Genomic DNA, 25,725 nt, shown 5'->3' with positions numbered 1-25,725 from the left:
AATAAAATGAATTTTAACGTTAACGAAAAAGGATATTACGGAGAATTTGGAGGAGCTTACATTCCGGAAATGTTATATCCAAATGTAGAAGAATTACGTCAAAACTATTTAAAAATAACCAGCGAGCCCGATTTTAAAGCAGAGTTCGATCAGTTATTAAAAGATTACGTTGGACGCCCAAGTCCGCTTTATTTTGCAAAGCGTTTATCTGAAAAATACAATACCAAAATCTACTTAAAAAGAGAAGATTTAAATCATACAGGCGCACATAAGGTTAACAATACAATTGGTCAAATATTAGTTGCAAAACGTTTGGGCAAAAAACGAATTATTGCCGAAACCGGAGCGGGTCAGCACGGTGTAGCAACTGCAACTGTTTGTGCTCTTATGGGATTGCAATGTATTGTTTATATGGGCGAAATTGACATTGCACGTCAGGCTCCAAACGTGGCACGTATGAAAATGCTAGGCGCTGAAGTTCGTCCCGCACTTTCGGGTTCCAGAACTTTAAAAGATGCTACAAACGAAGCCATTCGCGATTGGATTAATAATCCTGTTGATACACATTATATCATCGGATCTGCAATTGGACCGCATCCTTATCCGGATATGGTGACGCGTTTTCAAAGTGTAATTTCCGAAGAAATAAAATGGCAATTAAAAGAAAAAGAAGGACGCGAAAATCCTGATTACGTTGTTGCTTGTATTGGTGGCGGAAGTAATGCTGCGGGAACTTATTATCACTTTCTGCACGAGCCAGGAGTTGGAATCATAGCGGTTGAAGCTGCCGGAAAAGGTGTCAATAGTGGTCATAGTGCTGCAACAAGTAAATTAGGAAAAGTAGGCGTTATTCACGGTTGCAAAACCCTTTTAATGCAAACTCCTGACGGACAAATTACGGAACCATATTCAATTTCTGCAGGACTTGATTATCCTGGAGTTGGACCAATGCACGCGCATTTGGCACAAACAGGACGTGGAGAATTCTTCTCTGTAACAGATGATGATGCTATGAAAGCAGGTTTAGAACTTACAAAACTAGAAGGAATTATTCCTGCGATAGAAAGTGCACATGCCTTTGCCGTTTTAGACCAAAAGAAATTTAAACCTACAGATATTGTCGTAATCAGTCTTTCTGGTCGTGGTGATAAAGATTTAGATACTTATATTGATTATTTTAAATTATAATAGAAAAATAGTACCATTATGGAACAGTTATTCTCTTACGGAACATTAAGATCGAAAGAAATTCAAAGGCAGATTTTCAATAAAGTATTAACTGGAACTCCAGATCAGCTTTTAGGACACAAACTAAAAAGTTTGCAAATCGAAGAAGAATTTGGAATGGCAGATTATGTCGTGGTGGTACCCAGTAAAGATCCATCGGATATTATACACGGTGTAGTTTTCACTATTTCGGATACCGATTTAGCTAAAGTAGATTTATTTGAATCTAATGCTTATAAAAGGGTTCAGGTAACTTTAGAATCTGGAGCAGTTGCCTGGATTTATATGGAAAACTAATTATAATCTACTTAAAAGCAAATGTCTGTAAGGTTTTGAAATCTGGTAAATAAAAAATAAAAAATGACTGGGATAATTAATTATGAAACTTTTCTTTTAACAGGCCTTTTACTAAATATTACGCCTGGTAATGATACCATTTTTATATTAAGCAGAAGTATGGCACAAGGAAAAAGAGCTGGAATCATGTCTGTATTGGGTATTGCAACTGGTTCTTTAATTCATACGGTACTGGCTGCTTTTGGTCTTTCTATTATTATTGCTAAATCTATATTGGCTTTCAATATTATAAAATATGCAGGTGCAGCTTATTTATTGTATGTTGGATATAAAATGTTGACAGACAAAACCAAAATTAATACAGATACATCAATTTCTGAAAATTTAATTAATTTAAAAAAAATATATCGCGATGGAGTTCTTACAAACGTTCTAAATCCAAAAGTTGCTTTATTTTTCATTTCTTTTCTTCCTCAATTTATTAATCCTCACACAACAAATACAATTGTTCCATTTATTAAACTGGGGGTAACATTTACAATTACGGGAACAATATGGTGTTTAATTTTGGCAAATTTTGCTTCGGTTATTTTCTCAAAATTAAATCAGAATAAAAAACTCTCAAATTATGTCAACAAAACCTGTGGAGGAGTTTTAATTGCGTTAGGAATAAAAATAGCATTGACTACTAAAAAGTAAAACCGGATGATTCTAGCTGCTGCACAAACAAAACCAACACGAGGAGATATCGATGCTAATTTATTAGATCATTATCGTCTTATAGAATTGGCCGCGCAAAACGGAGCCCAATTAATCTCATTTCCTGAAATGTCTATTACAGGTTATGAAAGAGAAAATGCTTCGCAACTATCTTTTAAAAAAGATGATTCTCGTTTGGAACATTTCAAAAAATTGGCAGCCGATAACAACATTGTAATTATTGCCGGCGCACCCATTCAAATCGAATCGGAAATGTTCATTGGAGAATTTATCATTTCTCCTGATCATTCAGTTCAAATCTATACCAAGCAATTTTTACATAAAGGCGAAGATGAGTTTTTTCAATCTTCATTCGATTATAATCCGATGATTGATATTGAAAACAAAAAGATTTCGTTTGCCATTTGTGCGGATATTGATAATCCGTTACATCCTGAAAATGCTTGCAAAAGAGAAACTGATATTTATATCGCAAGTATTTTCTTTTCGCCAAACGGGATTCTGAATGCTTATCGAGATTTACAAAGTTATGCTCAGAAACATAAAATGAATGTTTTAATGTCTAATTTCAGTGGAAAATCATGGGGATCACCATCAGCAGGACAAAGTGCCTTTTGGAATAATAAAGGAGAACTAATGGCACAAATGAATGATTCAGATTCGGGAATATTATTAGTCGAAGAACTGAATGAGAATTGGACAAGTAAAATTTTAAAAATATAATGCCACAGATTTCACAGATTAAAACAGATTTAATTATTTTTAAGAATCTATGCAAATCGGCCTAAATCAATTTAAATCTGAGTGAAATAAATTTATAACTAATCAGTGAAAATCATTTAATCAATGGCAAAACTTAATAACATACCTAACAGGTTTTGGAAATCTGTGGCACAAAAAAACATAATAAAATGAACAGAATAACTCAAAAATTACAAGAAGATAAAAAGATCCTTTCTATTTATTTTTCAGCTGGATATCCAAACTTAAACGATACGGTTCAAATCATTCAGGATTTAGAAAAAAACGGTGTTGATTTAATCGAAATTGGTTTACCTTTTAGTGATCCGTTGGCAGATGGACCAACAATTCAGGCGAGTTCTACGCAAGCACTTCATAACGGAATGACGACTCAAATTCTGTTTGATCAACTGAAGAATATCCGCGAAAGCGTAAAAATTCCGTTGATTATAATGGGATATTTCAACCCTATGTTACAATATGGAGTTGAAGCTTTTTGTAAAAAATGTGCCGAAATTGGTATCGACGGTTTAATTATTCCAGATTTACCGGTTGATGTTTATGCTGACGAATACAAAGCAATTTTCGAAAAATACGGGTTAATCAATGTTTTCCTAATCACGCCTCAAACTTCAGACGAACGTATTCGTTTTATCGACAGCGTTTCAAACGGGTTCATTTATATGGTAAGTTCTGCAAGTGTTACAGGTTCGCAATCTGGTTTTGGAAACGTTCAGGAAGATTATTTCGAAAGAATTTCAAACATGAATCTTAAAAATCCACAAATTATTGGTTTCGGAATTTCAAATAAAGAAACTTTTAATCAAGCGACTAAATATGCAAAAGGTGCTATTATTGGAAGTGCTTTTATTAAGCATTTGAGTGAAAAGGGTTCTGGGAAAATTGATGAATTTGTTGGGGAAATTAGATAATTAATTTCTACTAAATACATTATAATATCTAGTTTGTCATTTCGAGGAACGAGACTCGAGCGATAGCGAACAGGCGAAGCAAATCACACTCGCAATTCGACAAAGATATTTGACTTTTTATAAGGAGTTTCTTTTGTGATTTCTCGTTCCTCGAAATGACAAAAGAAAGAAAGTACAAAAGCTAAAATAATATTACGCATAATATTATTTTAGTTTTTTTGCTTATAAGCATTGGCTTTAAAGCTTGTTTTAGTTAAAAAACAACTACACCGTTTTATGTTAATATTATGTTAAAATAAAATTAAACGCCTGTTTAATTTAAACGCTTGTTTAATTTTGTACCCGATTAGAAACAATACCATGTCAAACATCGAATTAAACGATAAAAAAATTCAGATTCTTGAGGTTGCTGAAAAGCTATTTTCTGAAAAAGGATTTGAAGGTACATCGATACGGGATATCTCAAAACATGCCAAGATTAACATTGCCATGGTTTCGTATTATTTTGGTTCAAAAGAAAGACTACTTGAATCTTTAATTATTTACAAAACTTCTGATCTAAAATTAAAACTAGAAAATTTATTACAGGAAAATCTCGAACCTATCGAAAAAGTCAATAAATTAATCGAAATTTACATTCACAGAATCAGTTGTAACAAAGGGATTTTCAGGGTTTTGCATTTTGAAATAAACGCAAAAAAAAGAGAAAAGAGTTTTATTGCCTTCACAGAACTTAAAAAAGGAAATCTAAAATCTGTTGAAAGTATTATCAAACAAGGTCAGGAAAAGGGAGTATTCAGGAAAGATGTTATCATTCCGCTCATTACTCCAACTATTATTGGAACCTTTTTTCACTTTCACATGAATAAACCTTTCTTTGAAGAGTTATTAAACTTAGATACCGAAGAATTGTATAATAATTATATAAAAACTAGTCTTACAAAGCACATTCAACAAACTATAAAAGCTCTTCTTGTTTATGAAAATTAATCAATTAATGCTCTTTGGGATTTTCTTTATCGGAATTTCATCAATCGAAGCACAAGAAAAAACAAGTTTAACCTTAGGCGAAGCCGTTAAGATGGCTTGGGAAAAAAGTAACGAAGTTACACTTGCCAATACTAAGGTAAACACAAAAAAATACGAATTAAAAACCGTAAAAGACAATCAATATCCAGACATTAAAGTTTCTGGTCAATACCAACGTCTTACAAAAGCATCGATTAGTATGCCAAATCAAGGCGAAAATGCATCTCTAGCATCTCCGGACAGAGCAATGCTTGGAATGGCAAATTTAAGCCTGCCTCTATTTGCAGGTTTCAAAATCCAAAATAGTATTGATGCTTACGACAATTTGTACGAAGCGGAAAATGCTAATGCTGCAAAAACAAAAGAAGATGTTGCTTTAAGAGTAATTACATATTACACTGCTTTGTACAAAGCTCAAAAAACATTGGATGTTTTGATTGAAAATCAAAAAAGCGCGAAACAACGTGTTACTGATTTTACAGAATTAGAGAAAAACGGAATTATTCCTAGAAATGATTTATTAAAGTCTCAATTATTGGTTTCAAAAACACAATTATCTATTGATGAAGCTACTAACAATCTTAATAATATCAACTTCTATTTAACTACTTTACTAAAGTTAGATCCTAATACTAAACTTCAAGTTAACGAAGATGATTTCTTTAACTTAAAAACTAGTAATGCACCAACATCTGATGTAGTAGCTCTTGAAAACAGAAAAGATTTGGAGGCAATTCGTTTGCAACAAAAAGCTTCTGAGTCGAATATCAAAGTGGCAAAAGCAGCTTATTATCCAACATTAGCTTTACTTGGTGGTTATACTGCTCTAGATCTTAAAGACATTATAACGGTAAAATATGCAATGAACTTTGGATTAGGTTTAAGTTATGACTTATCTGGAATTTACAAAAATAGTGCTCACGTAAAAGTGGCTGAAAGTAAAGCTCTTGAAGTTAAAAATACTGAAGCTGTAATGACGGATCGTATTAAAGTTGAAGTTCAAAAATCTATCGAAGATTATGACTTGGCTATTAATCAAAGTGTTGTTTATGATGAAGCTCTTCAACAAGCAAGCGAAAATTACAGACTTGTAAAAGATAAGTTTGACAATGGTTTATCAGATACTAATGATTTGGTTGAGGCTGATGTTGAACAATTAAGCGCAAAAATCAATACGGCTGTATCAAAAGCTACAATAATTCAAAAATATTACGAATTACTTTCAGTATCAGGACAATTATCACAATCATTCAATCTTTCTAAAATATAATCGATACCTCTCATGGAAAAGAAAAAGACAAATACTAAATTCATCATCATACTAACCGTTTTGGTTTTAGTGGGCGGAACATACGGAATCTCAAAATACTTACACTCACAAGCTCACGAAGAAACGGATGATGCTCAAATCGAGAAAAAAATGAATCCAATTATTCCTAGGGTATCTGGATATATTAGTAAAGTATATGTAAAAGATAACGATTTTGTAAAAAAAGGAGATACTTTATTTACAATTGACAAAAGAGATTACCAATTAAAAATTGACGAAGCAAATGCTGCATTATTAGGTGCAGAAGGTCAATATGAAGCTGCAAAAGCTGATATTGGAAGTGCAAGTGCAAGTATTTCGGTTTCTGATGCTCAAATGAGATCTGCAACCGGTTCTATCGAAAGTGCAAAAATTAGATTAAGACAAATTACAAACGATTACAACCGTTACAATAATTTGTACAAAACACATACAATTACAAAACAACAATACGAGCAAGCTTTATCTGCAAAAGAAGAAGCTGAAAACCAAGTACGTGTTTTACAAGATCAACAAAGAGCAAGTTCTTACCAAAAATCAGTAATTCAATCGAAATCAAAAGTTTCTGATAAACAAACTGAAGTAGCTTCTGCAAATATCAAGAAAGCAAAAACAATGCTGGATGTAGCACATTTAAATCTTAGCTATACTGTTGTAACTGCTGCAATTGATGGTCAGGTTTCTAAAGTTGATATTCAGCCTGGACAATTGGTTCAACCTGGACAATCTTTATTTTATATCATTAATAACAATGAAGCTTGGGTTGTTGCTAACTTTAAAGAAACTCAATTAAACAAAATGATTATTGGACAAAAAGTTAGCTTAAAAGTTGATGCTTATCCAAACTACGAATTTAAAGGAACTGTAACATCATTTTCGCCAGCAACAGGATCTCGTTTTTCATTATTACCTCCTGATAACGCAACAGGTAACTTCGTAAAAACAATTCAGAGATTACCAGTAAAAATTAGTTTAGACGAATCTAACGATCCAGAAAAAGTAAAATTACTAAGACCAGGAATGAATGTTGATGTAGACGTACATTTAAAATAAAAGAATGGCAACAGCAGTACAAGCAGACGACGATTTAGTAGAATACGGTTTTAGACGAGTTATCATTACGATTACTGCGGTACTTTGTGCACTGTTAGAAATTGTAGATACTACTATCGTAAACGTAGCGCTAACAGACATGCGAGGTAGCCTTGGTGCTACTTTAACTGATGTGGCTTGGGTAATTACAGCATACGCAATTGCGAATGTTATTGTAATTCCGATGACGAGCTGGCTATCGCAACAATTTGGAAGACGTAATTATTTTGTGGCCTCTATCATTCTATTTACAGTCTGCTCCTTTTTGTGTGGTAACGCCAGTAATATATGGGAACTAGTTGCTTTTAGGTTTGTACAAGGTATGGGTGGAGGAGCTTTATTGGTTACTGCCCAAACTATTATTACCGAAAGTTATCCTGTAGCAAAACGTGGTATGGCGCAAGCTATTTACGGAATGGGTGTAATTGTTGGTCCAACTTTAGGTCCACCTTTGGGAGGATATTTAGTAGACAATTACTCTTGGCCTTATATTTTCTATATTAATATTCCGTTAGGAATTATCGCTACTATTTTGGCAATTACATTTGTAAGAAGTCCTAAATACGGAGAAAAATTAAAAGCAAATCAGGTTGACTGGTGGGGAATTATATTATTAGCCGCTTTTATTGGTTCTTTACAATTCGTTTTAGAACACGGACAACAAGATGACTGGTTTAACGATTCGACAATTATAACTCTAAGTGTTGTAACTGTTCTTGGATTAGTTTTATTCATTTGGAGAGAGCTAACCTATAAATACCCAATTGTAAACTTGAGCGTTTTAAAAGATGGAAATCTTCGAATAGGAACTATAATGTGTTTTATTCTTGGTTTCGGTTTATACGGATCAACTTTGATTATCCCAATTTACACGCAATCTATTTTAGGATGGACTGCAACTGATGCAGGATTATTATTGATTCCGGGTTCGATTACTACAGCGATCATGATGCCATTTGTGGGTAATATGATTCAAAAAGGAGTTCCGCAAGGATATATGGTTGGAGTTGGATTTTTTGTCTTCTTCTTATTTACCTTTATGATGTACAGTCGCATGACGCCTGATACTGGTGTAGAACATATGTATTGGCCTTTAATTTTAAGAGGAATTGGTTTAGGATTACTATTTGTACCTATTACGACACTTTCGCTTTCGACTTTAAAAGGTAAACATATTGGTGAAGGTGCTGCTTTTACGGGAATGATGAGACAATTAGGTGGTTCATTTGGTATTGCAATTATTACCACTTTTATCACTCGTTTTAGTCAGGAACATAGAGTTGACTTATTAACCAATTTAGATCCTGCAAAATACGATGTTCAACAACGTATTGCAGGAATGCAACATGCCTTTATGGCGAAAGGTTATAGTGCCGATGTTGCCTTGAAAAAAGCATATCAAGCAATTGAATACTCTGTAATGAAACAAAGCACCGTAATGGCTTACATGGATATTTTCATGTATCTAGGAATTATGTTCTTATGTTGTATTCCGATTATTCTTTTTATCAAAAAAGGAAAAAACAAGATTAATCCTGCTGATGCAATGCATTAATAATAATTGATTTATAATACGAAAAAAGCCGAGTTCATTCCTGTAACTCGGCTTTTTTATTTGATGTTATTTATATCCTTAATTTTCAGGGATTGAAATCCCTGCCTACAATATGTCCCGAGTCTCCGACTCTCTAACAAAAAAAACCTCAGAACCTTAGCGCCTTAGCTACTCAGAACCTTTTAAAAAAACCTCTGAACCTTTGAACCTTTGTTCCTCAAAATTTACCTTGTAAAAACCAAATGATTTCCCTTAGAGAGATTCGAATCAAACTGATATCCTTCGTAGTTAAAACCTTTTAAATCATCAATCGTTTCGGCATTGGTATCGATAATGTAGCGTACCATCATACCTCTCGCCTTTTTGGCAAAGAAACTAATCATTTTTAATTTTCCATCTTTGTAATCTTTAAAATCCGGTGTAATTACAGGAACTTTTAAAGCTTTTACATCAACTGCCGAAAAATATTCGTTACTGGCTAAATTCACAAATAATTCTCCTTTTGTCAATTCCTTATTCAAAGCTTTGGTAACAGTTGGTTTCCAAAATTCATGTAGATTTTTGTATTCGCCAATTGGCAATTTGGTCCCCATTTCTAAACGGTAAGCCTGCATTAAATCAAGTGGTTTCAAAACTCCGTAAAGTCCAGATAAAATTCTAAGTTTACTTTGCAAAACTTCTAATTTTTCTAGCGGAATTGTATAGGCATCTAAACCAGTATAAACATCTCCATCAAAAGTATAAATTGCCGGACGTGCATTTTCTGGTGTAAAAGGCGTTTTCCATTTTTGATTGCGTTCCCAATTTAAATCGGCTAATTTCTCTGAAATCGACATTAGCTCAGATAATTCAGTCGGCTTTTTTTCTTTTAAAACTTTGTGAACCTGGCGTGCTTCTTTTAAAAATGACGGTTCAGTATATTGAGTAGTAGGTAATTCTTTTTCGAAATTTAATGACTTCGCTGGCGATATAACAATTTTCATGTGTACGTTTTTGTATGATTCAAAAATACAAATTGAATTTCTAAAAAAATATTATTGCAATTGATTTGTTTTATATCGCTATAAATCTTTTTTTGCCACAGATTACAGGATTAGATAGATTCTTTTTATTCCTTAAAACATTACTATATTTTTCGCCACGAATTGCATGAATTTGCACAAATTAAAATCCTTGATAATCTTTTAATCTGTGGCAGAAAAAAATAAATTCGTGGAAATTAGTGTAATTCGTGGCACCACATTCTCAATTCTAAAAAAATTGATGTCTCAAACTGTGAATTTATTCAAAAAAGTGAGCGATACATTATAATAGGCATTTTCTATGTTGTAAATTTGCGCACGTTTCTTTTTCTTCAATAAAAGAAACCTATTATTTATAAACTAAGGAATTCGTGGCGATACAAACAAACTATAAAACAGCTTTACAACACAAAATCTTCGGAGTTATTTCGAAAGCATCTCAGGAACTTAACGTAGACAGTTATGTTATTGGTGGTTTTGTTCGGGATTTACTTTTAAATCGAGGTTCTAAAAAAGATATTGATGTTGTTGCCGTTGGAAGCGGAATCGAATTGGCCTTGAAAGTTTCTGAATTACTTCCTAAAAAACCTAAAGTACAAGTTTTCAAAACTTACGGAACAGCAATGTTACGTTTTGAAGACACCGATATTGAATTTGTTGGCGCCAGAAAAGAGTCTTATAATTTTGACAGCAGAAATCCTATTGTTGAAAACGGAACGCTGGAAGATGATCAAAATCGTCGTGATTTCACCATTAATGCTTTGGCCTTATCATTAAACGAAAAAACATTTGGTGATCTTTCTGATCCATTTAATGGTTTAGCAGATTTAGAGAATAAAACAATAAAAACGCCTTTAGATCCAGATATTACTTATTCTGATGATCCTTTGCGAATGTTACGTGCGATTCGTTTTGCTAATCAATTGAATTTTGAAATCGAAAAAAATTCTCTTGATGCCATTACTAAGAATGCCGAAAGAATCAAAATCATTTCCGGAGAACGAATTGTCGATGAATTGAACAAAATTCTATCGACTGACAAACCTTCTATCGGTTTTTTACTTTTATACAAAACAGGACTTTTAGATCTTATTTTACCTGAATTAACAGCTTTAAATCAGGTAGAAGAAATTGAAGGTCATACGCACAAAAACAACTTTTACCACACTCTGGAAGTTGTCGACAACATTTGCCCAAATACAGATGATGTTTGGTTACGCTGGTCGGCATTATTACATGATATTGGGAAAGCTCCAACAAAACGTTTTAATAAAAAACAAGGCTGGACTTTTCACGGACATGAATTTCTGGGTGGAAAAATGGCTAAAAAAATATTCGAACGCCTTCATATGCCATTGAATCACAAAATGAAATTTGTGCAAAAAATGGTTATTATGAGTTCGCGTCCAATTGTTTTGGCTGAAGACATTGTAACTGATAGTGCTGTTCGTCGTTTAGTTTTTGATGCAGGTGAAGATGTAGAGAATTTAATGACTTTGTGCGAAGCCGATATTACAACCAAAAATCCGTCGAAATTTAAGAAGTATCACAAGAACTTTGAAATCGTTCGCAAGAAAATTGTTGAAGTTGAAGAGCGCGATCATGTTCGTAATTTTCAACCGCCAATTTCAGGGGAAGAAATTATGGAGATGTTCGATTTAAAACCTTCACGTGAAATTGGAGTTTTAAAAGAAGCTGTTAAAGAAGCCATTTTAGAAGGTGATATTCCAAACGAATATCAAGCAGCTTACGATTTTGTAATTAAAAGAGCCGCAAAATTAAATCTAACGCTTAAAAAGTAATGGACGAATTGGGCGTGATTTTTTTAGTAATACTTTTTACTATAATTGTGTATCCTAATTTTACTTTTTTTAAAGAATTAAAGAAAATTGAAAAGAATCATTTCAAATACAAATTAATTCATTTTTTAATGTGTCTGATTTTTCCCTGTTCTATAATTTTTATTGTTGCTGCTATTTTGTCAAGCCCCGCTTTTATTGATTTGTTGAATCTTGACATTGACACATCAACTTATACGTACAGAATCATCATTGGAATTATTATATTTCCTTTAAGCATTATAATAAATATATATTTTACGAAGTTCTATTTAAAAAGAATTTCCAAAACAAAGAATGAAATCGAATTAATCGGAAAAGAATGAAAAAAGAGAATAAATCAGTAATCTTCTGGTTACTATCAGGTTGTGTTTTATTATTTTTAATGGTTGTTGTTGGCGGAATTACGCGCTTGACTAACTCAGGTTTATCAATGACAGACTGGCATTTGGTTACAGATACTTTCCCGCCCTTAACGGAAGCCAAATGGAATGAAGCTTTTGAGCAATACAAGAAATTCCCTGAGTATCAAAAAATCAATATTCACAATGACTTTCAACTTTCAGATTATAAATTTATTTACTTCTGGGAATGGTTTCACCGTTTTATTGGTCGAATCATTGGGTTAGTTTTCTTTGTTCCTTTTGTTTATTTCTTAATCAGAAAAAAACTGGATCGTTCTACTATCAAAAAGTGTATCGTTCTTTTGGCAATGGGAGGATTTCAAGGTTTCTTGGGTTGGTTTATGGTTCGCAGCGGATTAATTGACAATCCAGATGTAAGTCATTTTAGACTTTCGTTGCACTTAACTTTTGCCTTTATCACTTTTGCATATACTTTATGGGTTGCATTAGATTTAATTTATCCGGAACGCAGCATCACTAAAGTTATTCCGCTTCGTAATATTGCCAGATTTGCTTTGGTAGCTTTATTAATTCAAATTATTTATGGTGGTTTTGTGGCTGGTTTAAATGCAGGATTAATTCACAATCATTGGCCTTTAATGAGCGATGGGCAATTTATACACGATTCTGTATTTATCGAACAATCGACTTTGGTTAAAAATTTAATAGAAGGAAAAAGTGGTGTTCAGTTCGTACATAGAACTTTTGCTTATGTTGTTGTAGCACTTATTCTTTTTCTATACTACAAGAGCACTAAATTTTCGCTTACAAGAAACCAATCGCATGGAGTAAAAACTTTGGTAGTTTTTGTTTTTATTCAATTTGCGTTGGGTGTTTTTACACTTTTATACAGCGTTCCGTTGGCATTAGGATTAATTCACCAAATTATGGCTTTTTTCCTTTTAAGCGCAATGACGTATACGTTGCACAGGTTGAGTAAATAAACTAACTTTCGTAAAAAATATTTATGAAAAAATTCTGCTTTTTGTTTGCAATTCTTTTCACTTGCCTTGTTTCTGGGCAAAATAAAGAAAATCCGTTGGTTATATTGGATTCCAAAAAAATTGGTTTTATGAATGAGGTACAATCTATTCTAGAACCACTAAATCCAAATGATATTTCGACAATGTCGGTTTACAAAGGTGATGATGCTTCGCAAAAATATGATTCGAAGAGTGGCGTGATCATAATTACGACCAAAAAATATATTTTAGATACTTTTTACAAAAATAATATTGAAAATTCTTCTCTAAAAAATGAGATTCCATCAACCGAAATGTTAGCTAAAATTGGCGTTTTTGGTAGTAAAGCAGATAGTAAAAACCTACCATATGATGAACTTATAAAGTATATTTATACTAATACAGCTAATGATACGGTGCTTAAAATTTCATCTATTACTTTTATAAAACCTTCGGATGCTCAGCAAATGAATCCGGATTGGAAATTTGGAGCTATCGAAATTATGTCCACATTAGACCGATAATTTAACCCAACCAAGCTTTAAAATCTTGTACTTTTTCTCGACTCACAATTACCTCATCTTCTTTGTAAGTTGGTAAAATTACTTTAAGTCGAGAATTGGTATAAACCTGAATTTCTTTAATGGCTGTAAGCGGAACAATATATTTTCTGCTTACGCGAAAGAAATCTTTCATATTCAGTTCTTGCTCTAAGATTTCTAAAGTCGAATCGATTAAATAATTTCGATTATCGAACGTATGAATATAAGTTCCTTTGTTTTCGCTAAAAAAACATTCGATCTCATCTGTAGTAATAACTTTTAAATGTTGCCCAATTTTTACTGTAAAACGTTTTTTGTAACTCTTTTCGAATGGGTTTGATAACATTTGACGTATTTGCTCAAAATCAAGTTGCAGGTTTGAAGTTTCTGTACTTGCTTTTGGTAATCTTGTTTTAAATTTTGCGACAGCAACTTCAAGATCATCTTCGTCTATTGGTTTTAAAAGATAATCAATACTGTTTAATTTGAATGCTTTTAAAGCATATTCATCGTAAGCCGTTGTAAAAATAATGGCGCTTTGAATGTTTATTTTTTCGAAAATTTCAAACGACAAACCATCAGATAATTGGATATCCAGAAATATAAGATCTGGATGATCATTATTTGTAAACCAATGAATTGATTCTTCTACAGAATGTAACATGGTTTCGACAGCAATATCTAACTTTTCTAGTTTTCGTTGCAATAATCTTGCAGCTGGTTTTTCGTCTTCTATTATTAATGTGGTCATTTAAATACGATGCAAAAATTGAAAATTTAATATAAAATTACTCCCATTTATTGGTATTCTGAGCTTCTCTATCCATATATTTTTGGATTTTCTTTTGCTCCCAATTTTTACTAAAAAAAATATTAGGTCCAAAAACTTTAAATGCGTCAACCAATACAGCGATCCCCCATATTATGGCAATGGTATAAGTTTTCAGATCAAAAATTCCATAATGTGCACCTTTGTTTCCTATTTGGAAAAAATCATTATTTAGATTTGAAACGATGATAGCAACATTAACAATTAAATAAATCATTAGACGCCAATAAAAACGTTTAATCTCTCTTACTTTTTTGTATGCCAAATTAAATTCTTCATCGGCACTAAATTCTTTTGTATAATGCTCGTACACATTTCTTGCAAATTGTTTCATATATTTCTTAATTACATTACTCCCATTTATTTTTATTCTGGGCATCTTTATCCATGTACTTTTGGATTTCCTTTTGTTCCCAATCTTTCCCGAAAAAAATATCAGGTCCAAATACTGTAAAAGCATGAATTACCAATGCAATTCCCCAATAAAATGCAGTCGAATAAGTTTCCCAATCTTGAAAACCTCTTAACTCAAAGTGATTCCCAATATAATGTCTGTTCAAATTTGATATAATGATAATTGCATTAACAATGATATAAACTTTTAAATGCGAATAAAATCCTTTTATTCTTTTTACTTTTTTATATGCCAAATTAAAACTTTCGTCATTACTAAATTCGTGTCCGTACTCTTCGTACATCTGTCTTCTATATCGTCCCATCTCAGTTTTTATTAAATTATTGCCATTTATCTCTGCTTTCTTTCTCTTTCTCCATAAATTCTTTAATCTTTTTTTCTTCCCAGTCTTTTCCCAGAACCGGAAATACTTCAAAAACTTTTAATCCATGAAAAACAACTCCAACTCCCCACCATATTAATGGCCAAAAAAACCATAAATACTCCGGCGATGTATAAAGATTAATAAAAATCAGAATCGCATTTACACCTATATACGAGGTTAAATTTCCATAAAACCCCTTAATACTCTCGACTTTCTTTTTTGCCAAATAGTATCTATCCTCTTCATTCAAATTTACTTCCATGATCATTGCCAAGTTGGTTTATTTTTATCTTTCTCTAAAAACTCTTTAATTTTTCGTTCTTCCCATTCTTTATTAAAAAAGGGCGAAATTGCGAAAACCTTCAATCCATGAAAAACCACCCCTACACCCCAACCCATTATACACCATAAAAACCATAAATATTCTGGTGATGTCATAAGGTTTATTACAATTAAAATTATGGTAACAAGAATAAAAACTATTAAATGCTCATAAAATCCTCTAATTTCTTTTACTCTTTTCTGAGCCTGATAATAGCGTTCCGTTTCTGTAAAATTAGGTTCCATTATTTCCAGGTTTTTTGCTTGTTTTCTTTTTCTAAAATCTCGCGGATTTTTCGTTCTTCCCAATCAGAACTGTAACCAAACACTTTAAACGCATGCATTACAACTCCAAATCCCCATCCTAAAGCCGAAAACCAAAACCATTGAAATCCTGGCGAATACCTTAAATTAATAAATATTAAAAATGGTATTACACAACAATATGAAATTACGTTTCCGTAAAATCCCTTTAGTTCTTCTACTCTTTTTTTAGCTCTGAAATAAGCTTTATTTTCATCACTGTAATCTGCACTTGTTTCCATAACTGAAATTTGTTTGGTCAAAATTGGAATTTTAACGGTGAAATTTTCTTCGTTTTGTTCAATCAGTACTTTTCTGTTTGTTATAATAGAATATCGATTAACAATATTTTGCAACCCTACTCCTTGCCTGTCTTGTAAAACTTCTTTTTTCTGAAAATCATTTTGTACTGCCAAATAATCTCCATCTACAAAAATCCTGATATGAAGCGGTTTTTGCTCACTTACAACATTATGCTTTACGGTATTTTCGAGTAAAAGCTGTAACGATAACGGAACTACTTTTGCCTCTGGATTTATACCTGTTGTTGGTAATTCGTAAAACAAACTATTTTCGAAACGCATCTTCAGCAAATTCATATATGTTTTTGCAAACGACAATTCGTCTTCTACCGATACCAGTTCTTTATCTTTTTGTTCTAAAACGTAACGATAAATTTTAGATAATGAAGTGGTAAATCGTTGTGCATTATCCGGATTTTCTTCGATTAAAGAACTAAGAACATTTAAACTATTAAAAAGAAAATGCGGGTCGATTTGATTTTTTAAACTTTCAAATTTGGCATTTGCAGTACCGGCAATTATTTTTTGTTGTGTTATTTCAAATTTTGAAGCCTGTTTCCATTTTACCATAAAACTTCTGGCTTGCATAAAAGTGGAAACTCCTAATGAGAGAATGATATAAAAAATATGTATCCAAATCATTTTTGGACCAAAAAAAACGTCTAAAGTAACACCTTGCAGGATCACAAAAATGAAGTAATTTATACCTAGAACTACTGGAATGGTATATAAAACAGTCATTATGATTCCAAAATAAACCCTAAGATTTGTTTGCTCCAGCCAATCCCATTTTTTATCCAGATAAACACTTATATATCCGTTACCAAAACCCAATCCAAAAGAATAAAGGCAACTTACACCAAATGTAACCAGAACGCTTTTTACACTTAAATCATCTCCCAGAAGCGCTATAAATATTACTGCAAAGACCATAGATATCTTGAAACAGGTAATTGTTCCACTTTTTAAATCCCCAAACGAGCTTCTATAGTCTTTCATTCTATTCAGTATATATTAAATTTATTTTTTGCAGTTCTTCTGAACTTCTAGTGCTCTTTCTAATCCCCATTTTGGCGAAAAAGGAGTTTCTGGCTTAAAAGTAGCAAAAAGTTCAACAGCTTTGTCAACTTGTGCACACAATGGTTTTGTGTCTACTCCTGACCATTTTGCTCCTCCAATTTGATAATCGGCTTCGCCAAAAACAATTCTTGGATTATTTGGGTCGATCGCTTTTCCTTTTGCATAAGCTTCCATCACTTTAGCCGAATACTTCATTCCGTTTGTCATTGGGTCAGCTACAACCCAAGCCGTATAAATTAGAGCTTGCAAAGCATATAATTCGGCATTATTTTGATCTTTAATCAATTCGATATCCAATGCGTCTTGTGCTTTTGTCAACATCAAATTAAGTTTAGTTTTATCTTTTTCAGAAAATGCCGATGTAGTATTAATTAAAGCTACATAGTAATTTGGCAAATAACTTGTTTTTTCGGCTGCTGCAATTCTTTCAAATAATGCCGAAGCTTCTGTATTTTTCCCTTCTTTCCAAAGCCCAAAAGCTTTTCCCATTCCTTGTTCAAACTGTGTTTGTGCAGATAATAAACTGCAAATAAATAATGTGATAATTGTAATAATCTTGGTCATGATTTCTTTTTTTTAATTGATTAATTACTAGGATTTTGATTTTATAATTTTTGATTGATGATTAAAACTTCTTTTTTTAAGGTTCAGAGTTGCAAAGGTTCAGAGGTCTAATTCAATGCTTTATTTTTTTGATCTATTTTCACAAAAAACTTTGTCCCTTTGAAGCTTTGCTACTTTGTTCCTTTTAATTTATACTTCAAAAGTATGTTGCTTTTTACTGTTTTAAAATTAAATAATACTGAGTTGTTGAATTTGGTTACTGAATTGTTTTTTTTTCTTGAGGTTCAAAGGTTCAGAGTTGCAAAGGCTCATAGGTTTTCTTTTTAGTTACCTGACAAAGTGCAGAATAAAGACAAAGGTTTACTTAAATATTTTAAACTATTTAATCTATTTTCATAAAAAACTTTGTCCCTTTGAACCTTTGCCACTTTGTACCTTCCTCTATAAATTCTTCAATTGATTCTCACTTTTATTCTGGCTGATTGTCCAAAAGAAACCTACGAAAAAGAATCTATCTGCGGTTGGCACAACAGCTTGTCTTTGATAAACTCCATTTGGGTCTGGTAATTTGGCGTAATCGTAACCGTAAACATTTTGAGTTCCTAAAATATTTGAAACCGAGAAGTACAATATTTTTTGAGTTGTTAATAAATAGGCCCAGTTAAAACTCAAACTATTGTATGATTTTGTTTTTCCGTTCATGAATTGCGTTTGGTTGGGATCATTATACGGACGTCCTGAACTGTAGCTATTAGTAAAACCAACTTGTGATTTCCAATCCGTAATAAAATACTTCGTTACAATTGACAAACTGTGATTGGCAATAAAATTTGGAGTTGCCATAGTTGGAAAATTCTTGTAAAGTCTTTCAGAATCAATATAAGAATATGAAATCCAGTATTCTAAGTTTTTGTACAAATTACTATCTCTCCAATACAATTCTAAACCTTTTGCATAACCTGAACCGTTATTATTGAATACTGAATTGTACTGAATATCTCTTGTATTGTATTGAACCAAATTACTATAATCTTTATAATATAAATCGGCTCTAAAAATTTGACCCGGTTTTGTAAACTGATAATTCAGGATATAATGTTGTGCTTTCTCACTTTCAAACTGATGGTATCTTGAAAATTTAATATAATCGACAACAGGCGTTTGACTAAAATCTCCGTAAGCAAATGAAAGTTGACTGGTTTTTGAAAACTTATACGCAATTGAAGCTCTTGGCGCAAGTTTCGTTTCGTCTAGTAAACTATTGTTCGAAAGTCTAAAACCTACTTTTGCAGCCAGATTTTTCGAGAATAAAATATCTCCTTCCGTATAAAAAGCGGCAATATTAGAATCGTAACCATTTGCTGTTTTTATAGAAATGTTATTATCGAAATTCTCATTAAATTTTGTGATAAAATAATCTGCTCCAAATGATAATTTAAAATAGTTTGAAATGTTTTTTCTCAGCTTCAATTTTAACTGAGCAGCATTTTCGTTACTGTCTATATCGTTAATATCGTATTTGACTTTATTTTTGCTGTAGCCATAACTAATTCCTGATGTAAGCTGCCAGCCTGTTCCAAAATCTCCTTTGTAAGAGGCGTTCAAATAAAAGTTGTTATTGTCTAAATCTGTTCTAATTGGATCTTTAAAATTGACATTTTTTTGATTTAAGTCAAATTTCTCAGCATCAAAAGCGGCATAGAACTTAAAAATCCCCCTTTCTAAGCTGTAACGATAAACTGCCTCGCCACCAAAAGATTGATACGGATTGTTCCACTCTACATTTTGCGGAATTACGGCTTGATAAGGCGCTAAATTTATATAACTGGTATTAACACTTAACGAACTTTTTTTCCATTTTTGCGTATTTCCAACTCCCAAACCAACGGTCATAAAAGAAATATCTGTTTTATTCTGATCGGCTTCATCTTTTGTATTCAAAAGTAAAACACTAGATAAAGCTTCTCCATATTCTGCAGAATAACCTCCTGTCGAAAAAGACATTCCACTAAACAAAAAAGGTGAAAATCTACTACGCGTTGGCAAATTATTGGTTGTTGCGCCATAGGGTTGTGCTACGCGAATTCCATCTACAAATGTCTGCGTTTCGCTAGCTTCCCCTCCACGAACAAACAAACGTCCATCTTCTCCAACATTTTGTGTTCCGGGCAATGTTTGCAAAGCAGCAATAATATTTCCGGCTGAACCAGCCGTAGTAACAATATCTAAAGGTTTTAATACCGAAACTCTTGCTTTATCGCCAGAATCTAAATTTCCAGCTGTAATAACAACCGCGTCAAGCGCATTTACATTTTCTCTTAGTTTTACCGATTGATCTTTAAAATTAGTGACATCAATTTCTTTTTTAAAAGTTTCATACAATAAAAAGCTAATCACCAAAGTTTGATTTCCTGTTGTAGTAGTTTCAAACGAAAAATCTCCTGTTTCAGAACTTGTAGCTCCGTCATAAGTTCCGTCTAAATAAATATTGGCTCCCGGAACTGGTTTTCCTTTTTGATCCAATACTTTTCCCGAAATAGTATTTTGGGCAAAAGTAAAAGCGGTTAAAAATAAAAAGGAAATTGTAAAAAGTAACTTGGTTTTCATGGTATTAATTTTTGGTGGTCTTTGGTTTTGATGAGGCAAATATATTTTAACAATTCTTGTTAAAAAATATTAAATAACCCAATTGTAGAATTTCGTGGATGAGTTGTAAAATACTTATTTGTATATTAGCTATCAGGATTTAAAAACTATCGATTATGTCAGAAAACAAAAGAATTTCGAATCTATATCAGTCCGTTTATAATGGAGAACCTTGGCTGGAGGTGACTTTAGCAAAGACTTTAAAAGATGTTAATGCAGAACAAGCTTACAGGAAAATAAATCCTAAACTAAACACTATTTGGGAAATTGTCAACCACTTAATACAATGGAGAAGAAACATTTTAAGACGTGTTCAGGGAGAAACGATTATAACTCCTGACCACAATTATTTTGTACCTGTTATAGATCCATCTGAAGCTGCGTGGGAACAATCACTTCAAAATCTGGAAAAATCGCAAGAATCATGGAATGCCTTTTTTGTTGATTTTAATGATGCCGATTTAGATAAAATTTACGCAAATAATAATCACACTTATTACGAACATCTTCACGGTATCATTCAGCATGATGTTTATCATTTAGGGCAAATTGTTATTTTGAAAAAGTTACTTTAAAAACATTTTCTCATGAAAAATTCACTTCAAATACTAGCATTTTTATTGATTACCTCGATTGGATTTTCGCAAGAAACCGACACCAAATATGACGAGAGTCTGGCAAAATCTCTAAAAGCTGATGAATATGGAATGAAAAAATATGTTTTCTGCCTATTGAAATCCGGTACAAATACAACTGCTTCAAAAGAAGAAACAAAAAAATTGTTTGAAGGTCATATGGCAAATATTGGAAAATTAGCCAAAGAAGGAAAATTGGTTGTAGCAGGGCCTTTTATGAAAAATGATCGAAATTATAGAGGAATTTATATTTTTAATGTTGAAACTATCGAAGAAGCGCAAGCTCTCGTTACCACAGATCCTGCAATAAATGCCAAATTACTAGAAGCGGAATTAACACCTTGGTATGCAACCGCCGCTTTACAGGAAACATTAAAAATTCACGAAAAAATTGCTAAGAAAAAGATATAACAGCGACCGTTTCTAATTTTTAATGAAATCCCCATTTTAATCAATATGAATAAATTTATTTTACAGACTTCTATAATTACATCTTTAATATTGGTATTTCTGGTATTTGGTTGTTCCGGAAAAACGAGTTCCGAAATATCAAATGAGACCAATCTAATCGTTAAAAAAATAGAAAAAATAAATGTTCTTATGGGTTCTGCAGTGGGTTCTGCTGGGATTAAACCAAAACAATATGAAAACTTTGAAGAATTAAAAAAGAATGCATCAAAGCAAGAACTATTAACACTTATCAATCATTCAAATGGAGTTGTAAGATGCTATTCTTTCTGGGCGTTAGCATCTAATAAAAATACCAATTTGTTTTCGATAGTTAAAGATCATATTACAGATAGCACAACTGTAAAAACTCAATTTGGGTGCATTGGGTCAATGGAAAAAGTGGGTGATTTTTTTATCAACCTTGTTAATCCAAAATACGAAAATACCGATGTTCAACAATTAAATCAAACGGAATTTAAAAAGCTGCAAAGTCTTTTAATTGACAAGGAAAATAATCTTTATGCTGGATATGATGCAATCGAAAATGCAGTTCCAACGGAGTATTTATATCCTAAAGTGAGAGAAATGGTCCTAAAACATCATAATCAAAGTGCTTTAATTACACTTTCTAAGTATAAAAACCCACAAGACATAGAACTGATTCTTAAAAATAGAGAACGCGATGAAGATAGGGAAAGCGGATATTATTTCACTTATCAAGCCATACAAAATTTTCCAGATTCTCATTTTTTTCCACTTTTAGAAAAAAAATTATATCTAACTTTAGATAACGATCATTTTTCTCATGAATGGAAAGAATTATATAAAGCAATTGCCGCATATAAAAACCAAAAGGCATTAGAATTACTAACAATTCCATTTACAAAAGTTCAGCATCATGATATTAAAAAGTATCATATCGAATTTGTTTACGAAGCTATTTTAGCCAACAAATGTGAATTGTATGACGATCTATTATGGAAAATTTGGCAGAATGAGCATATTATTACGATAGACGGTTTTGATTATTTTTTAAAGCTTAATAGTGCTAAAACCCTTGAGTTAAGTAAAAAAGAGCTGTTGTCAAATTATCAAATAAAACAGACAAAAGTAATTCCCAAGATAAGCAAAAGCATGTTTTCTGAAAATCTAGATGAAACGATGCTAAATTTCATTTTACTAAATGATAAATCGTTAGCATACGATATAATCAAAGACAAAATCACTAATGCTTATGTGAATGATTTTGAAATGTATTGTACAAAAGTATTAGAGTTAAAAGACGCTTCTTTTACTGAAACGCTTTTTAAAAGATTAAAAACAGAAGATAATCCTCATGTATATTTACAAATTGTCGAAACGTTAATTTCTTTTAAAGATCAATCCATTAATAAAAGAATTCTGGATACAAGAAAGAAAAACAAAAATATGAACGAAGATTGGGGAAGTGATTCTCTAAACGAAATTCTTAAAAAAAATAACATCAAGTAAAGACAAAATTATTCTAGCTGAAACAATATGAAAACAGAAAAAGAAAAAATGATCGCAGGAGAATATTACCTCGCTGGTGACCCCACTTTAGTAAAAGACCGCCGAAAAGCTAAAAATTACTTGCACCGTTTAAACGTAACTGAATATCGCTTAACTAAAAAGGCAAAGGAAATTTTAAAAGAATTAATTCCTAATACGGGCAGCAATTTTTATATCGAACCTCCATTTCATTGCGATTATGGTTATAATATTTCGTGCGGAGACAATGTTTATTTTAATGTAAATTGTGTCGTTTTAGATTGTGCGCCTGTCACTATTGGCTCAAATGTATTTTTTGCACCAAATGTTCAAATTTATACGGCAACTCATCCGCTTGACGCTGAGTTAAGGAAAACATTAGAAAGCGCTTTGCCAATTTCTATTGGAGATGATTGCTGGATTGGCGGAAATTCTGTAATTTGTCCAGGTGTTACCATCGGGAAAGGCTGTGTTATTGGAGCTGGATCTGTTGTCACAAAAGATATTCCAGACAACTCATTGGCCGTTGGAAATCCGGCAAAAGTAATTAGAAAATTAAATCAAGAATCACAACAAAAATAAAAATGCTTACCTTAAATAAAGTACATCATATCGCCATTTTATGCTCCGATTATCAAAAATCTAAAACTTTTTATACAGAGGTTTTGGGCTTGACCATTATTAGAGAAATTTATCGAGAGGAACGTCAATCTTATAAACTTGATTTGGCTTTAAATGGTATTTATGTTGTAGAACTATTCTCTTTCCCAAATCCGCCCAAGCGTCCTTCAAGGCCAGAAGCAGTTGGTTTGCGTCATTTGGCTTTTGAAGTAATTAATTTAGAAGAAACAATTGCTTTTTTAGACACAAAAAATGTGGAGTCAGAACCTATACGAATTGACGAAACGACCGAAAAAAGATTCACTTTTATTGCTGATCCGGACGAATTGCCTATTGAATTTTATGAAAGGTAATAATCTTGTAAATTGCCGCCAGCTTTAGCTGGTGGAATAGTTAAAATAATAAAAGGCTTTAGCCAAACTATAGTTATGAGTTTGGCTAAAGCCCTTTTATTTTAAAATTTTACCATCTAATATCTCCAGCTAAAGCTGGAGTCAATGAGTAAAAACCCATACTTTATTAAGGGCTTTATATCGCAATATTCCTAAAAAAATCATTGAAAGAATTATCCTATTTAATAAGTTTTAACACAATATATTGAGTCTTTTTCACTAAAAAACCAATTTGATTCTCTAATTTTGTGAAATCGCAAACAAAATCCCGCGATTTACAAATTTACTTCTGATGAACAAAACGGCGAAAATCAAAAAGAATCATCAATTTATTGTCTTTCAAAAATTAGTTATTGTCTCTATTTTAATTGGATTTTTATCTGCTTTCTTAGGAATTTCTCTTAAAAAAATTACGGAATATTACGAGGAAATCTTCTTTCATGAAGTTTCGGTAAATCCTATTTATTATGTCATTTTTCCAGCATTCGGATTATCGGTAATTTATTTTCTGAGACAATATCTTTTCAAGAAAAAAGAAAACAAAGGAATCAAAGAGGTTTTTGAAAGTACAAAAACTAAAAAAAATCTTCCCTCTTATAAAATTCCATCTCATTTTATAAACGGCTTACTTACTGTTATTTTTGGAGGTTCAACAGGAATCGAAGTTTCGACTGTTGTTGCAACTGCTACAATTGGTTCTGTTGCACACGAGAAAGAAAATGTTTTTCGCAAATACAAAACGGAGTTAATTTGCGCGGGAGTTGCAGCCGGAGTTACGGCACTTTTTAGCAGCCCAATTGCAGGTATTTTATTTGCTCTTGAGGTTATTTCCAGAAAAGTAACACGTGCGTTTATCATCTCAAATGTTATTGCCGTTTCTATTGCTTTTGGTTTACTTTCAATTTTAAAAGAAGAACCGTTGTTTGCGGTTTCAATAACAACTTGGCATTTAAAAGCGATTCCTTATTTTATTCTTTTAGGAATTTTAGCCGGAATGAACTCGGTTTATTTAACACGTTGTGTTTTATTTTTTAAATCTCAATTTGGAAAAATCGATACACATTATTATAAAATATTAATTGGGTCAGTAGTATTGAGCGTTTCTCTTTTCATTTTTCCTCAATTATATGGAGAAGGATATCACGCTATAAAAGCAATTTTTAGTAACTCATCACAAATTCCATTAACTGTAACATTAGCTTTAACTTTTATAGGAATATTGATTCTTAAACCTATCGTAACTTCTATAACTCTAGCTTCTGGAGGTGATGGTGGAGTTTTTGCTCCTAGTTTGTTTATTGGAGCATTTTTAGGATTATTACTGGCTTCTATACTAAATACCTTTTTTCATGTAAATGTAATTCCGGTTAACTTCATGATTATTGGAATGGCAGCTGTATTAAGTGCCAGTATTCACGCGCCTTTTACAGCAATATTTTTAGTATGCGGTTTAACGAACGATTATACATTGTTCTTACCTATTCTGGTAGTTTGTTTGATTTCAAAATACACGGCCAAAATGATTTATCCGCATACCGTTTATACTTATTCTCCTAGTTTAATTAAATAATTTTTCAATTCAGATTGTGCAGATTTTTTAAACATTCATTAAATCTGCAATGAA

At 32.2% G+C, this 25,725-nt stretch carries 27 protein-coding genes; 18 read left to right on the top strand and 9 right to left on the bottom strand.

All coding sequences use genetic code 11. The features are described 5' to 3' along the window. The first annotated feature begins 6 nt into the window (after positions 1-6). From trpB to IW18_RS08535, 9 genes are all read left to right on the top strand, one after another. Positions 7-1,188: a tryptophan synthase subunit beta gene (gene trpB, locus IW18_RS08575; protein WP_041517178.1), complete on the top strand. Its 1,182-nt coding sequence runs from the start codon at positions 7-9 to the stop codon at positions 1,186-1,188. Between the two features lie 18 nt (positions 1,189-1,206). Beyond that, positions 1,207-1,524 (top strand): gamma-glutamylcyclotransferase family protein, encoded by a 318-nt coding sequence (locus IW18_RS08570; RefSeq protein WP_041517177.1) that lies wholly within the window; start codon positions 1,207-1,209, stop codon positions 1,522-1,524. 63 nt (positions 1,525-1,587) lie between these two features. Next, positions 1,588-2,223 (top strand): LysE family translocator, encoded by a 636-nt coding sequence (locus tag IW18_RS08565; RefSeq protein WP_041517176.1) that lies wholly within the window; start codon positions 1,588-1,590, stop codon positions 2,221-2,223. 6 nt (positions 2,224-2,229) lie between these two features. Then, a complete protein-coding gene (locus IW18_RS08560) occupies positions 2,230-2,967 on the top strand; it encodes a carbon-nitrogen hydrolase family protein (RefSeq protein ID WP_041517175.1) in 738 nt (245 codons plus the stop codon). A 188-nt stretch (positions 2,968-3,155) separates the two neighbouring features. After that, positions 3,156-3,917 (top strand): tryptophan synthase subunit alpha, encoded by a 762-nt coding sequence (gene trpA, locus IW18_RS08555; RefSeq protein ID WP_041517174.1) that lies wholly within the window; start codon positions 3,156-3,158, stop codon positions 3,915-3,917. Between the two features lie 360 nt (positions 3,918-4,277). Further along, the gene (locus IW18_RS08550) at positions 4,278-4,907 is read left to right on the top strand and encodes a TetR/AcrR family transcriptional regulator (RefSeq protein ID WP_041517173.1); all 630 of its coding nucleotides are present in this window, start codon (positions 4,278-4,280) and stop codon (positions 4,905-4,907) included. Beyond that, positions 4,897-6,216, top strand: coding sequence for a TolC family protein (locus IW18_RS08545; RefSeq protein ID WP_041517172.1), 1,320 nt, complete (start codon positions 4,897-4,899; stop codon positions 6,214-6,216). The genes IW18_RS08550 and IW18_RS08545 overlap by 11 nt, the downstream gene beginning before the upstream one ends. A gap of 12 nt (positions 6,217-6,228) precedes the next feature. Next, entirely contained in the window at positions 6,229-7,308 is a 1,080-nt protein-coding gene (locus tag IW18_RS08540; RefSeq protein ID WP_041517171.1) for an HlyD family secretion protein, read from the top strand. A gap of 4 nt (positions 7,309-7,312) precedes the next feature. Then, on the top strand, positions 7,313-8,902 hold the full coding sequence (locus IW18_RS08535) for an MDR family MFS transporter (RefSeq protein WP_041517170.1): 1,590 nt from the start codon (positions 7,313-7,315) through the stop codon (positions 8,900-8,902). Positions 8,903-9,126: 224 nt separating this feature from the next. Here the strand turns inward: IW18_RS08535 and yaaA are convergent, their stop codons facing one another. Then, positions 9,127-9,885, bottom strand: a complete 759-nt coding sequence (gene yaaA / locus IW18_RS08530; RefSeq protein ID WP_041517169.1) for a peroxide stress protein YaaA — start codon at positions 9,883-9,885, stop codon at positions 9,127-9,129. Positions 9,886-10,295: 410 nt separating this feature from the next. Between yaaA and IW18_RS08525 the strand changes: the two genes are divergently transcribed. The 3 genes from IW18_RS08525 (at position 10,296) to IW18_RS08510 (ending at position 13,652) form a co-directional block, all read left to right on the top strand. Beyond that, entirely contained in the window at positions 10,296-11,726 is a 1,431-nt protein-coding gene (locus IW18_RS08525) for a CCA tRNA nucleotidyltransferase (protein ID WP_041517168.1), read from the top strand. A gap of 358 nt (positions 11,727-12,084) precedes the next feature. Further along, positions 12,085-13,110 (top strand): COX15/CtaA family protein, encoded by a 1,026-nt coding sequence (locus IW18_RS08515; protein WP_041517166.1) that lies wholly within the window; start codon positions 12,085-12,087, stop codon positions 13,108-13,110. A 128-nt stretch (positions 13,111-13,238) separates the two neighbouring features. Continuing rightward, positions 13,239-13,652, top strand: coding sequence for a hypothetical protein (locus IW18_RS08510; protein WP_123902524.1), 414 nt, complete (start codon positions 13,239-13,241; stop codon positions 13,650-13,652). Between the two features lies 1 nt (position 13,653). Here IW18_RS08510 and IW18_RS08505 read toward each other — a convergent pair whose 3' ends face one another. The 8 genes from IW18_RS08505 to IW18_RS08470 form a co-directional block, all read right to left on the bottom strand. Continuing rightward, positions 13,654-14,421, bottom strand: coding sequence for a LytR/AlgR family response regulator transcription factor (locus tag IW18_RS08505; RefSeq protein WP_041517164.1), 768 nt, complete (start codon positions 14,419-14,421; stop codon positions 13,654-13,656). A gap of 37 nt (positions 14,422-14,458) precedes the next feature. After that, a complete protein-coding gene (locus IW18_RS08500) occupies positions 14,459-14,833 on the bottom strand; it encodes a 2TM domain-containing protein (protein WP_041517289.1) in 375 nt (124 codons plus the stop codon). A gap of 16 nt (positions 14,834-14,849) precedes the next feature. Beyond that, entirely contained in the window at positions 14,850-15,218 is a 369-nt protein-coding gene (locus IW18_RS08495) for a 2TM domain-containing protein (RefSeq protein ID WP_041517163.1), read from the bottom strand. A gap of 16 nt (positions 15,219-15,234) precedes the next feature. Further along, on the bottom strand, positions 15,235-15,540 hold the full coding sequence (locus tag IW18_RS08490; protein WP_041517288.1) for a 2TM domain-containing protein: 306 nt from the start codon (positions 15,538-15,540) through the stop codon (positions 15,235-15,237). A 2-nt stretch (positions 15,541-15,542) separates the two neighbouring features. Next, positions 15,543-15,845: a 2TM domain-containing protein gene (locus IW18_RS08485; protein WP_041517162.1), complete on the bottom strand. Its 303-nt coding sequence runs from the start codon at positions 15,843-15,845 to the stop codon at positions 15,543-15,545. Next, entirely contained in the window at positions 15,845-17,203 is a 1,359-nt protein-coding gene (locus tag IW18_RS08480; RefSeq protein ID WP_041517161.1) for a 2TM domain-containing protein, read from the bottom strand. The genes IW18_RS08485 and IW18_RS08480 overlap by 1 nt, the downstream gene beginning before the upstream one ends. 21 nt (positions 17,204-17,224) lie before the next feature. Next, positions 17,225-17,848 carry a hypothetical protein gene (locus IW18_RS08475; RefSeq protein ID WP_041517160.1) on the bottom strand — a complete coding sequence of 208 codons (624 nt, stop codon included), beginning with the start codon at positions 17,846-17,848 and terminating at the stop codon, positions 17,225-17,227. Positions 17,849-18,289: 441 nt separating this feature from the next. Continuing rightward, a complete protein-coding gene (locus IW18_RS08470) occupies positions 18,290-20,455 on the bottom strand; it encodes a TonB-dependent receptor (protein ID WP_041517159.1) in 2,166 nt (721 codons plus the stop codon). A gap of 155 nt (positions 20,456-20,610) precedes the next feature. Between IW18_RS08470 and IW18_RS08465 the strand changes: the two genes are divergently transcribed. The 6 genes from IW18_RS08465 (at position 20,611) to IW18_RS08440 (ending at position 25,671) form a co-directional block, all read left to right on the top strand. Beyond that, entirely contained in the window at positions 20,611-21,069 is a 459-nt protein-coding gene (locus IW18_RS08465; protein WP_041517158.1) for a DinB family protein, read from the top strand. A 12-nt stretch (positions 21,070-21,081) separates the two neighbouring features. Further along, positions 21,082-21,540, top strand: a complete 459-nt coding sequence (locus tag IW18_RS08460) for a YciI family protein (protein ID WP_041517157.1) — start codon at positions 21,082-21,084, stop codon at positions 21,538-21,540. 45 nt (positions 21,541-21,585) lie between these two features. After that, the gene (locus tag IW18_RS08455) at positions 21,586-23,070 is read left to right on the top strand and encodes a hypothetical protein (protein WP_041517156.1); all 1,485 of its coding nucleotides are present in this window, start codon (positions 21,586-21,588) and stop codon (positions 23,068-23,070) included. Between the two features lie 27 nt (positions 23,071-23,097). Then, entirely contained in the window at positions 23,098-23,670 is a 573-nt protein-coding gene (locus tag IW18_RS08450) for a sugar O-acetyltransferase (protein ID WP_041517155.1), read from the top strand. Positions 23,671-23,672: 2 nt separating this feature from the next. Beyond that, positions 23,673-24,062, top strand: a complete 390-nt coding sequence (gene gloA2, locus IW18_RS08445; protein WP_041517154.1) for an SMU1112c/YaeR family gloxylase I-like metalloprotein — start codon at positions 23,673-23,675, stop codon at positions 24,060-24,062. Between the two features lie 331 nt (positions 24,063-24,393). Continuing rightward, positions 24,394-25,671, top strand: coding sequence for a chloride channel protein (locus IW18_RS08440; RefSeq protein ID WP_041517153.1), 1,278 nt, complete (start codon positions 24,394-24,396; stop codon positions 25,669-25,671). The last annotated feature ends 54 nt before the right edge of the window (positions 25,672-25,725 follow it).

Origin of the sequence: Flavobacterium hibernum (genome assembly GCF_000832125.1) — a bacterium.
In the GTDB taxonomy this organism is placed as follows: Bacteria; Bacteroidota; Bacteroidia; order Flavobacteriales; family Flavobacteriaceae; genus Flavobacterium; species Flavobacterium hibernum.
The sequence above is the reverse complement of the archived record's forward strand: the minus strand, read 5'-3'. Positions and strand labels throughout refer to the sequence as shown.

Excerpts from the sequence above, each read along its gene's own strand:
- trpB (WP_041517178.1), top strand. The coding sequence starts at position 7 with ATGAATTTTAACGTTAACGAAAAAGGATATTACGGAGAATTTGGAGGA.
- IW18_RS08570 (WP_041517177.1), top strand. The coding sequence starts at position 1,207 with ATGGAACAGTTATTCTCTTACGGAACATTAAGATCGAAAGAAATTCAA.
- IW18_RS08565 (WP_041517176.1), top strand. The coding sequence starts at position 1,588 with ATGACTGGGATAATTAATTATGAAACTTTTCTTTTAACAGGCCTTTTA.
- IW18_RS08560 (WP_041517175.1), top strand. The coding sequence starts at position 2,230 with ATGATTCTAGCTGCTGCACAAACAAAACCAACACGAGGAGATATCGAT.
- trpA (WP_041517174.1), top strand. The coding sequence starts at position 3,156 with ATGAACAGAATAACTCAAAAATTACAAGAAGATAAAAAGATCCTTTCT.
- IW18_RS08550 (WP_041517173.1), top strand. The coding sequence starts at position 4,278 with ATGTCAAACATCGAATTAAACGATAAAAAAATTCAGATTCTTGAGGTT.
- IW18_RS08545 (WP_041517172.1), top strand. The coding sequence starts at position 4,897 with ATGAAAATTAATCAATTAATGCTCTTTGGGATTTTCTTTATCGGAATT.
- IW18_RS08540 (WP_041517171.1), top strand. The coding sequence starts at position 6,229 with ATGGAAAAGAAAAAGACAAATACTAAATTCATCATCATACTAACCGTT.
- IW18_RS08535 (WP_041517170.1), top strand. The coding sequence starts at position 7,313 with ATGGCAACAGCAGTACAAGCAGACGACGATTTAGTAGAATACGGTTTT.
- yaaA (WP_041517169.1), bottom strand. The coding sequence starts at position 9,885 with ATGAAAATTGTTATATCGCCAGCGAAGTCATTAAATTTCGAAAAAGAA.
- IW18_RS08515 (WP_041517166.1), top strand. The coding sequence starts at position 12,085 with ATGAAAAAAGAGAATAAATCAGTAATCTTCTGGTTACTATCAGGTTGT.
- IW18_RS08510 (WP_123902524.1), top strand. The coding sequence starts at position 13,239 with ATGAATGAGGTACAATCTATTCTAGAACCACTAAATCCAAATGATATT.
- IW18_RS08505 (WP_041517164.1), bottom strand. The coding sequence starts at position 14,421 with ATGACCACATTAATAATAGAAGACGAAAAACCAGCTGCAAGATTATTG.
- IW18_RS08500 (WP_041517289.1), bottom strand. The coding sequence starts at position 14,833 with ATGAAACAATTTGCAAGAAATGTGTACGAGCATTATACAAAAGAATTT.
- IW18_RS08495 (WP_041517163.1), bottom strand. The coding sequence starts at position 15,218 with ATGGGACGATATAGAAGACAGATGTACGAAGAGTACGGACACGAATTT.
- IW18_RS08490 (WP_041517288.1), bottom strand. The coding sequence starts at position 15,540 with ATGGAAGTAAATTTGAATGAAGAGGATAGATACTATTTGGCAAAAAAG.
- IW18_RS08485 (WP_041517162.1), bottom strand. The coding sequence starts at position 15,845 with ATGGAACCTAATTTTACAGAAACGGAACGCTATTATCAGGCTCAGAAA.
- IW18_RS08480 (WP_041517161.1), bottom strand. The coding sequence starts at position 17,203 with ATGAAAGACTATAGAAGCTCGTTTGGGGATTTAAAAAGTGGAACAATT.
- IW18_RS08475 (WP_041517160.1), bottom strand. The coding sequence starts at position 17,848 with ATGACCAAGATTATTACAATTATCACATTATTTATTTGCAGTTTATTA.
- IW18_RS08470 (WP_041517159.1), bottom strand. The coding sequence starts at position 20,455 with ATGAAAACCAAGTTACTTTTTACAATTTCCTTTTTATTTTTAACCGCT.
- IW18_RS08465 (WP_041517158.1), top strand. The coding sequence starts at position 20,611 with ATGTCAGAAAACAAAAGAATTTCGAATCTATATCAGTCCGTTTATAAT.
- IW18_RS08460 (WP_041517157.1), top strand. The coding sequence starts at position 21,082 with ATGAAAAATTCACTTCAAATACTAGCATTTTTATTGATTACCTCGATT.
- IW18_RS08455 (WP_041517156.1), top strand. The coding sequence starts at position 21,586 with ATGAATAAATTTATTTTACAGACTTCTATAATTACATCTTTAATATTG.
- IW18_RS08450 (WP_041517155.1), top strand. The coding sequence starts at position 23,098 with ATGAAAACAGAAAAAGAAAAAATGATCGCAGGAGAATATTACCTCGCT.
- gloA2 (WP_041517154.1), top strand. The coding sequence starts at position 23,673 with ATGCTTACCTTAAATAAAGTACATCATATCGCCATTTTATGCTCCGAT.
- IW18_RS08440 (WP_041517153.1), top strand. The coding sequence starts at position 24,394 with ATGAACAAAACGGCGAAAATCAAAAAGAATCATCAATTTATTGTCTTT.